Genomic DNA, 8,970 nt, shown 5'->3' with positions numbered 1-8,970 from the left:
GTATGCGTAAGCTTTTAACCGTGATTAATGCCATCGTCCGTGATGGCTCACAGTGGAATGCTCACGCGGTTTAATTAACGAATTTGTATCTCGCCAAAAATGTTGGGGAGATACAGTTGCTACATTTTTATTATCTCTCTTTCTCAGACTGCGAAATCAGCGAGTGTGTCAGCCAGATGACCGGCAGTAAGCCCACCAGCACTAACACAATCGCAGGCAGTGCCGCCCGTTCCAACTGTTCGTCAGAGGTGAAAGTGAAGACATAAGTTGCCAGCGTATCGAAGTTGAATGGGCGAAGTAAGAGCGAGGCGTTCAGCTCTTTCATACTTTCGATAAAGACCATCAAGCCCGCAGTTAAAATCCCTTTGTAAATCAGAGGGATATGCACTTTTCTAAACATCGTCAGCCCATTTTTACCCATCGTTTGGCTGGCCATATCTAATGACGGCGAGATTTTATTCAATGAGGTGTCGAGGCTGCCAATCGCCATCGCCAAGAAACGGACAGTGTATGCCAGCACAAGGGCAAAGAGTGAGCCTGAGAAGATCAAGCCAACAGGCGAAAGTTCGAGGCTTTTTAAGATTGCGTGCAGTTTGTGATCGGCAAAAGTCAGCGGTGAAAGCAAGCCGATGGCTAACACCGTGCCGGGAATTGCGTAACCCAATGAGGAAAGCTGTAACGACAAGCGGGTCGTTTTTGCCGAAAATTTACCAATGGAAAGGCGTTGGGCAAAATGCAAAATCAGGGCAAAAATCACGGTAACAATCGAGGCGATAATCGACACTTTCAGACTATTGGTTGCAAATTGTACAAAGTCTAAATTCCACGACTGTTCAAAATAGTCATACGCCCAGTAGAGCAGCCGCCCGACCGGAATGAAAAACGCCATTGCCAACAAGCCCCAACACCACGTCAGAGCCACGCCTAATTTCCAGCCGCTGAGCGTTTTAAAGCCTGATTTCTTCTCATAGCCCCGTTGATAGCTCTGCTGTTTGCGACGGCTATACTGTTCCAAGCTTAAAAAGAGGAAGATCATCAGCAACATAAAAATCGCAATCTGGCTGGCGGTGCCGAGATCGTGATAGCCAAGCCACGAATCATAAATCGCAGTAGTGAGGGTTGGCACCGCAAAATACGCCACTGTGCCGAAATCCCCCAGCGTTTCCATTGCCACCAACGCAATGCCGACCGCAATAGACGGGCGAATCAGCGGGAAAGTAATACGGCGGAAAATTTGGCTTGGCGTTGCTCCGAGCATTTTGGCACTGTGGGTGAGGTTTTCAGACTGTTCCAGCAAGGCAACCCGCACCAGCAGGAAGATGTAAGGGTAAAGCACCAACGCCAGCACAAAACACGCACCATAAAGCGTACGAATTTGCGGAAACCAGTAATCTTGTGGGGTTTGCCAGCCGAAAATGCCTCGCAGCATTTCTTGGAAACTGCCCGAATAATCGAGTAAATCGGTATAGAGATAAGCAATCAGATAAGCAGGCATTGCCAAAGGCAGGCAGAGCAGCCACTGTAAGGTTTTTTGCCCCCAAAAGCGGTAGTTCGCTACAATCCAAGCGGTTGGCAGGGCGAAAACGAGTGAAAGTAACACTGTGCCGACAACCAGCAGAGTGGAGTTTTTGATATAGACTGGCAGCATCGTGTTCCATAGATGTGCCAAATTCTCCGCTTCACCACCGAAGGCGTGATAGCCAATGGCAAGGAGAGGGAGGAGGATAATTGAGGTAATCAATAAGGCAAGGGCTGTCCAGCCAAATTTATGATTCATTTTCTTAATAATTATTCCGTTTTGACTTCTGCCAAATCTCCCTTTCTTCTCTTTAGCAAAGAGGGGAGATTTGGCAGAAGCCCTCACCGAAGTGAGATTCATATTTTTCAAAAACACAAAAAGGACGCATCAATGCGTCCTCTTGCAAGCGGTCTCATTTTTGTAAAATTTTACCAAAATGAGACCGCTTGTATTTCAATTATTTTTTCTCAGCAAAATCGTCAAATTTCACTTCATCAACCAGTTTTAACGCAGCTTCGTATTTTTTCGCGATATCTTCTAGTTTGATAGTATCAGTTGTGAATGTACCCCAACCTTTTACGATTGCAGACGGTTCAATGCCTTCTTTCACCGGATATTCGTGGTTTAGCTCAGCATATAAGCCTTGTGCTTTTTCACCACTGAGGTATTCAATTAATTTCACGGCATTTGCTTTGTTCGGCGAGTGTTTTGCAATTACTACACCACTAATGTTTTTATGCGTACCGTGTTTACCTGTAGGGAAGTTGAGGTATGCTGATTCAGCCCACTCTTTTTGTTTTTCATCATCTAACATTTTGCCGTAGTAGTAGCTGTTACCGATAGCATAATCACAGATGCCTTCTTTGATTGCTTTGACTTGATCACGGTCGCCTCCTTGTGGTTTACGAGCTAAGTTCGCTTTTAAACCTTCCAAGAATTCTTTGGTTTTTTCTACACCATAGTGTTCGATCATCGCTGCAAATAATGAAACATTATAAGAGTTTTTGCCTGAACGAACGCAAACTTTGCCTTTATATTCAGGTTTTGCTAAATCTAAGTAATCGAAACCAGCAGGTAATCTGCCTACACGATCTTTTGAGGTGTAAATGACACGAGCTCGTGTGGTTAAGCCGAACCATTGATCGTTAGAATCACGGAATTGTTCAGGAATATTTTTCTCTAATACTTCAGAGTCAATTTTTTGTGCAAGACCTGCATTCACAATTTCCATTACACGAGCGATATCTACTGTTAAAAGCACATCAGCAGGGCTTAACTCGCCTTCTTGTTTTACACGATCAACCAAACCTTTATCAGCAAAAATGATATTTACTTTAATGCCGGTATCTTTTTCAAAGTTTTTCAGCATTGGCTCAATTAAGTAAGGTTGGCGGTAAGAATAAACATTCACTTCGTTGGCAGCAAAAGCTGAGGTTGAAGCAAAGGTTGCCACAGCAATAGCAAGTGCAGAAAGTGTTTTTTTCATTGATAGTCTCCTTTTTTGATTGAATTTGCATAGCAATATTAGTAATTCTAAATGCTCTTATTTCTTTCGTCAATAATGAGAACGGTTTTTGTTTGTTGAGTGGCATTAATTACAAAATAAAGAAGAAAGTGATTGGCAATTTGTTTATTTTTTGGGATAATACACGCCGTTTTTTGTCTCTTAAAGATAGAAAACTTTCACATTTATTTTTTAACACTAAAACACACACATATCATAAGCTAGAAATTGGGGTGTCTTTTAAAGATCGATTTTCTAGGATATGTGGAGGCTAAACCCCGTTTTGCCGTTCATAAGTGGCAAAACAAACAACTTTGAAGGAAAATTCTTATGGCACAAGTTTCTATGCGCGATATGCTTAACGCAGGCGTTCACTACGGTCACCAAACTCGTTACTGGAACCCAAAAATGAAACCATTCATTTTCGGTGCTCGTAACGGTGTTCACGTTATCAACTTAGAAAAAACATTACCATTATTCAATGAAGCATTAGCAGAATTAACTCGCATTGCAAGCAATAACGGTAAAGTATTATTCGTTGGTACAAAACGTGCAGCGTCAGATGCAGTTAAAGCGGCAGCAGTAGAGAGCCAACAATTCTACGTTAATCACCGTTGGTTAGGTGGTATGCTGACTAACTGGAAAACAGTTCGTCAATCAATCAAACGTTTAAAAGATTTAGAAACTCAAACTCAAGACGGTACTTTTGACAAAATCACTAAAAAAGAAGCGTTAATGCGTACTCGTGAGTTAGAGAAATTAGAGTTAAGCTTAGGCGGTATTAAAGATATGAACGGTTTACCAGATGCAATTTTTGTTATCGGTGCTGATCACGAACATATCGCAATCAAAGAAGCAAACAACTTAGGTATTCCAGTATTTGCGATTGTTGATACTAACTCAACTCCAGATGGCGTTAATTACATCATTCCAGGTAACGATGACGCAACTCGTGCAATCCAACTTTACTTAGATTCAGCAGTAGTTGCAATCAAAGAAGGTCGTGGCGTTGAAGCAAAAGAAGTTGAAGCTGAAGAAGTTGCAGCAGAATAATCGTACTTGGCAAACGATAAGGCATAGCCCTTAATCATTTGATTATCATTTGAGAGCAGGGGTGAAAACCTCTGCTTTTATCGTATTAAAAATCATCTTAGAGGAATAGTAAAATGGCTGAAATTACAGCATCATTAGTTAAAGAACTTCGTGAACGTACCGGCGCTGGTATGATGGAATGTAAAAAAGCATTAGTAGAAGCGAACGGTGATATTGAATTAGCGATCGACAATATGCGTAAATCTGGTCAAGCAAAAGCGGCTAAAAAAGCGGGTCGTGTTGCAGCTGAAGGCGTGATCCTTGCTCGCGTAGCTTCAGGTTTCGGTGTATTAGTTGAAATGAACTGTGAAACAGACTTCGTAGCAAAAGATGCTGGCTTCTTAGAGTTAGCAAGCGAAGTTGCAGATTTCGCAGCAGCAAATAAAGGTACAACTATCGAAGCATTACAAGCACAATTTGAAGAAAAACGTGCAGCATTAGTTGCAAAAATCGGCGAGAATATGAATATTCGTCGTGTTCAATACTTAGAAGGCGAAGTAATTGCTCAATACTTACACGGTGCGAAAATTGGTGTATTAGTAGCTGGTACAGGCTCTGAAGACGAACTTAAGAAAGTGGCAATGCACGTTGCAGCAAGCAAACCTGAATTTGTAAAGCCAGAAGATGTTTCTGCTGACGTAGTTGCTAAAGAGCGTGAAATCCAAATTGAGATCGCAATGAACTCTGGCAAACCAAAAGAAATCGCAGAGAAAATGGTTGAAGGTCGTATGGCTAAATTCACAGGTGAAGTTTCATTAACCGGTCAGCCATTTGTAATGGATCCATCTGTTTCTGTTGGTCAATTCTTAAAATCAGTAGGTGCTTCAGTATCTAACTTCATTCGTTTAGAAGTGGGTGAAGGTATCGAGAAAGTAGAAGAAGATTTCGCTGCAGAAGTAGCTAAAATCACAGGCGGTAATGCTTAATCTTCGTTACTAAATGTATATAAAAGCAGGCAATAGCCTGCTTTTTTACTGTAAAATGATTGTCCCTGCTTTATTTCAAATGACTTTTGGGAATTGGGATTGCTGGATCATCAATACTACCATCAGCTTCAATTATTTTCTTCAACCCATAATCGCTTTTATCGCTTTTATTATTAAAAAGATCAAGCTCTTTATCTAGTAACGGATTTTCAATGCCAATCCAATTCGCAATGCCATTGGTAAAATTCAGCCCTGATTTAAAGGTTTTATATACATTCCGTTTGGTATCATCACTTGAAGTTTTAAAGAGCGGAATATCATAGTGTAATTTGCTTCTGTCTTTACCGTTTTGAATGACGATATTATCCTTAGAAACTCCGTGAGATAAACCGTGATCAGACAAATAAATCATTGAAAAAGAACGTTGGTTTTTCTCATTATTTTTTACTAGCAGATCATAAACTCGTTTTAGCAATTCATCGGTTTTCTTAATGGAAGAAATATAACAATTCACATTGAAATAACGTTTTGGTAATTTTCCATCATCAAACATTTTTGGGTAATCAGTTAAGCGATCACAAGTAATAGGGTGCGAGCCGTATAAATGCAAGAAAATAAAACGCTTACCTTGTATTGGTTCTTCAATCACTTCCGCAAAATGGGGGAGCAGTTCAAAATCGCTGACATTGGTATTTAAAGAACTGCCTGATTTAGTAAAAATTTTTACATCGCTTTTATTGCCGATAGAAGAAATAGGTGTGTCATAATTGCCTAAGTAGCCTTGATTGGAAATCCAATAAGTCTTAATACCTGCTGATTTAATTAAATCAACTAAAGTCAGCCCATAATTTGCTTCCCATTTTTCCGTATCAGGCTTGGTTAGCATTAAACGTAGTGAGGCAATGGTATTTGTTCCGCCAGAGGTTAAACCATCAACTAATGTGCCATTTGCCGAGCTCATAAAAGGCGTGTTAGGAATAGGGTAGCCATAGGCGTGATGGTAATCTTTCCTCGCACTCTCACCCATAATCAGCACATAATCATCATATTTTGCGTTTTCGCTAAGTGTTGATTCTCCCCATTGAGATTCTAAATTTAAATTATTTAATTGCTCCAACTCTTTTGCAACTTTGGTGCCTGAACGGACAAACTCTTGGAAAAATTTAAATGGAGCAAGTTGAACTAACATTAAAAGAGAAGCAACTATGACGAAAGTTTTATTTCTTAAAAAATGGATCTGATAAGCATTGGTAATTTTTTTGAAAAAAATGACCGCTAGTACAATCGCTATGCCTGCTAAAATATGTAAGATGGAAAGCTGTGCCAGAAATTCTTTGCTCTCCATCATATCAGTTGCGAATACAGAAGCAATATATTCATAGGTCGGCTTGCCAAAATTAAGCCCAATAGGTGTGTAAAAAGCATAAGCAATGCTAATTGGCAATAGTAAAGCATAATAAGTCCATTTGGAGCTGGCTAAGATAATGATTAGAAATACCCCGAACAGAATTTCGAGGATTGTAGGTGCTGGAAAAAAGCCTGAGCCAATAAGCATTAAGTAACTTGCAAGAGTAGCAAGTAAAAGGGCAATAATAATGCCAAAAATTTGTTTTTTTCTCATTGTTGTTAAAATTTTTCGGTTTATCGATGAAGTGGATTGTTCTATAATAACGTAATTTTGTGTTTAGTCCATACAGTTAAGAGGCAAATAAAATGAGCAAACCTATTTACAAGCGAATTCTACTCAAATTAAGTGGCGAAGCCTTACAAGGCAACGAAGGCTTTGGTATCGATCCGTCTATTTTAGATCGTATGGCATTAGAAATTAAAGAGCTACTTGAAGAAGGTATTGAAGTTGGTGTTGTACTTGGTGGTGGTAACTTGTTCCGTGGAGCGAAGTTAGCAAAAGCAGGTATGAACCGTGTAGTGGGCGACCATATGGGGATGCTTGCAACCGTGATGAACGGTTTAGCAATGCGTGATGCTCTACACCGTGCTGAAGTGAATGCAAAATTAATGTCAGCATTCCAATTAAACGGGATTTGTGATACTTACAACTGGTCTGAAGCGATTAAAATGTTGCGTGAAAAACGTGTAGTGATCTTCTCAGCAGGAACTGGTAGCCCATTCTTTACCACTGATTCAGCCGCTTGTTTGCGTGGTATTGAAATTGAAGCAGATGTCGTATTAAAAGCAACAAAAGTAGATGGCGTTTATGACAAAGACCCTGCAAAATTTGAAAACGCAAAACTTTTCAATCAATTAACCTATGCTGAAGTGATTGATCAAGAATTACAAGTAATGGACTTAGCTGCATTCACTCTTGCTCGTGATCACGGAATGCCAATCCGTGTATTTAATATGGGTAAACCGGGTGCGTTGCGTAAAGTAGTGTTTGGCACAGAAGAAGGTACAACTATTTCTGAATAATTTCTCTATTTTTAACTCTGTTTTAAGTAAAAGGATAAAAAATCAATGATTAACGAAATCAAAAAAGATACACAAGATCGTATGGAAAAAAGCCTTGAGGCTTTAAAAGGTCACATCGCAAAAATCCGTACAGGTCGTGCTCAACCCTCTTTATTAGATGGTATTCAAGTAGAATATTATGGTTCTGCAACACCTTTACGCCAAGTAGCGAACGTAGTGGCAGAAGATGCTCGTACATTGGCTGTAAACGTATTCGATAAATCGCTCATTTCTGCGGTAGAAAAAGCGATTTTAACGTCAGATTTAGGCTTAAACCCATCATCTGCGGGTACAACAATTCGTGTTCCACTTCCACCATTAACGGAAGAACGTCGCCGTGATTTAATTAAAATCGTAAAAGCAGAAGGCGAGCAAGGTAAAGTGGCAATTCGTAATGTACGCCGTGATGCAAACGATCAAATCAAAGCGTTATTAAAAGATAAAGAGATCAGCGAAAACGAACAACACAAAGCTGAAGAAGATATCCAAAAAATCACGGATACATTCATCAAGAAAGTAGATGAAGTATTAGCAGCAAAAGAGAAAGAGTTATTAGATTTCTAATTTGCAAAATAGGTAACAAAAATGACCGCTTGTAGTGATACAAGCGGTCATTTTCTATCAAAACTTTACAAATTATAAGTAACGTTTGCTGATTACTTTTAAGTTGTCATCTAATTCATATACTAATGGCTGACCGGTTGGGATCTCTAAATCCATAATGTCAGCATCAGAAATTCCTTCGATATGTTTTGCTAAAGCACGTAATGAGTTACCGTGTGCAGTAACTAATACGGTTTTACCTGAAATTAATGCAGGTGCGATTTGATCTTCCCAGAAGGGTAATACACGCTCAAGGGTGATTTTTAAGTTTTCTGCGTTTGGAATTAAATCTTTCGGTAAGTTAGCATACCGGCGATCGTTATGTGCTGAGTTTGGATCTTGTGGGTCTAAATCCGGAGGAGAAATATCATAAGAACGACGCCAGATGTGAACTTGCTCATCACCATATTTTTCAGCGGTTTCTTTTTTGTCTAAACCTTGTAACGCACCGTAATGACGCTCGTTTAAACGCCAGTTTTTGATTTGTGGAACCCATAATTGGTTAGATTCTTCTAACACGATGTTACAAGTTTTGATTGCACGGGTTAAAACAGAAGTAAACGCAATATCAAACTCAAAACCCGCATCTTTTAATTTTTGACCCGCAGATTTTGCTTCTTCAATACCACGTTCTGTTAAATTCACATCACGCCAGCCTGTAAATAAGTTTTTAGCATTCCATTCACTGAAACCGTGGCGGATAAATACTAATTTCATAATGACTCCTTAGTCTTGAAAATTAATGGATTTAAAACTGTACTATTTATAGTTATAGCAAAATTCGCTCCATTTTGAAATAGATAGTTAAATTCTTTCATTAAAAAGCTGATCTTAAACAAATAACCGATTAGAATATA

General features: G+C 39.4%; 8 protein-coding genes. 4 read left to right on the top strand and 4 right to left on the bottom strand.

Going from position 1 to position 8,970, the window contains the following annotated elements; all coding sequences use genetic code 11:
- Positions 1–130: 130 nt before the first annotated feature.
- Positions 131–1,777, bottom strand: a complete 1,647-nt coding sequence (locus ACERCF_RS07655; protein WP_373625199.1) for an ABC transporter permease — start codon at positions 1,775–1,777, stop codon at positions 131–133.
- 199 nt (positions 1,778–1,976) lie between these two features.
- Positions 1,977–3,005 carry a Fe(3+) ABC transporter substrate-binding protein gene (locus ACERCF_RS07650; protein ID WP_373611995.1) on the bottom strand — a complete coding sequence of 343 codons (1,029 nt, stop codon included), beginning with the start codon at positions 3,003–3,005 and terminating at the stop codon, positions 1,977–1,979.
- Between the two features lie 348 nt (positions 3,006–3,353).
- Here ACERCF_RS07650 and rpsB point away from each other — a divergent pair, with 348 nt between their 5' ends.
- Together rpsB and tsf are read left to right on the top strand one after the other, a co-directional pair.
- Positions 3,354–4,076: a 30S ribosomal protein S2 gene (rpsB, locus tag ACERCF_RS07645; RefSeq protein WP_373611997.1), complete on the top strand. Its 723-nt coding sequence runs from the start codon at positions 3,354–3,356 to the stop codon at positions 4,074–4,076.
- 113 nt (positions 4,077–4,189) lie between these two features.
- Positions 4,190–5,041, top strand: a complete 852-nt coding sequence (gene tsf, locus ACERCF_RS07640) for a translation elongation factor Ts (RefSeq protein ID WP_373625198.1) — start codon at positions 4,190–4,192, stop codon at positions 5,039–5,041.
- A gap of 70 nt (positions 5,042–5,111) precedes the next feature.
- On the opposite strand, the gene ACERCF_RS07635 is transcribed toward tsf, so the two are convergent.
- On the bottom strand, positions 5,112–6,662 hold the full coding sequence (locus tag ACERCF_RS07635) for a phosphoethanolamine transferase (protein ID WP_373625197.1): 1,551 nt from the start codon (positions 6,660–6,662) through the stop codon (positions 5,112–5,114).
- Positions 6,663–6,754: 92 nt separating this feature from the next.
- Here ACERCF_RS07635 and pyrH point away from each other — a divergent pair, with 92 nt between their 5' ends.
- Together pyrH and frr are read left to right on the top strand one after the other, a co-directional pair.
- Complete coding sequence (gene pyrH, locus ACERCF_RS07630; protein ID WP_373612000.1) at positions 6,755–7,471, top strand: UMP kinase; 717 nt, start codon at positions 6,755–6,757, stop codon at positions 7,469–7,471.
- A gap of 45 nt (positions 7,472–7,516) precedes the next feature.
- The gene (gene frr / locus ACERCF_RS07625; protein WP_006248085.1) at positions 7,517–8,074 is read left to right on the top strand and encodes a ribosome recycling factor; all 558 of its coding nucleotides are present in this window, start codon (positions 7,517–7,519) and stop codon (positions 8,072–8,074) included.
- A gap of 72 nt (positions 8,075–8,146) precedes the next feature.
- Here frr and ACERCF_RS07620 read toward each other — a convergent pair whose 3' ends face one another.
- A complete protein-coding gene (locus ACERCF_RS07620; protein ID WP_025235831.1) occupies positions 8,147–8,830 on the bottom strand; it encodes a 2,3-diphosphoglycerate-dependent phosphoglycerate mutase in 684 nt (227 codons plus the stop codon).
- Between the last annotated feature and the right edge of the window lie 140 nt (positions 8,831–8,970).

The organism is Mannheimia kashgarensis (assembly GCF_041807705.1).
In the GTDB taxonomy this organism is placed as follows: Bacteria; Pseudomonadota; Gammaproteobacteria; order Enterobacterales; family Pasteurellaceae; genus Mannheimia.
This window is presented reverse-complemented; position numbering and strand designations above follow the sequence as displayed.

Bases quoted from the DNA above. Each gene is read 5' to 3' on its own strand.
- frr (WP_006248085.1), top strand. From the start codon at position 7,517: ATGATTAACGAAATCAAAAAAGATACACAAGATCGTATGGAAAAAAGC.
- ACERCF_RS07620 (WP_025235831.1), bottom strand. From the start codon at position 8,830: ATGAAATTAGTATTTATCCGCCACGGTTTCAGTGAATGGAATGCTAAA.
- pyrH (WP_373612000.1), top strand. From the start codon at position 6,755: ATGAGCAAACCTATTTACAAGCGAATTCTACTCAAATTAAGTGGCGAA.
- rpsB (WP_373611997.1), top strand. From the start codon at position 3,354: ATGGCACAAGTTTCTATGCGCGATATGCTTAACGCAGGCGTTCACTAC.
- tsf (WP_373625198.1), top strand. From the start codon at position 4,190: ATGGCTGAAATTACAGCATCATTAGTTAAAGAACTTCGTGAACGTACC.
- ACERCF_RS07655 (WP_373625199.1), bottom strand. From the start codon at position 1,777: ATGAATCATAAATTTGGCTGGACAGCCCTTGCCTTATTGATTACCTCA.
- ACERCF_RS07650 (WP_373611995.1), bottom strand. From the start codon at position 3,005: ATGAAAAAAACACTTTCTGCACTTGCTATTGCTGTGGCAACCTTTGCT.
- ACERCF_RS07635 (WP_373625197.1), bottom strand. From the start codon at position 6,662: ATGAGAAAAAAACAAATTTTTGGCATTATTATTGCCCTTTTACTTGCT.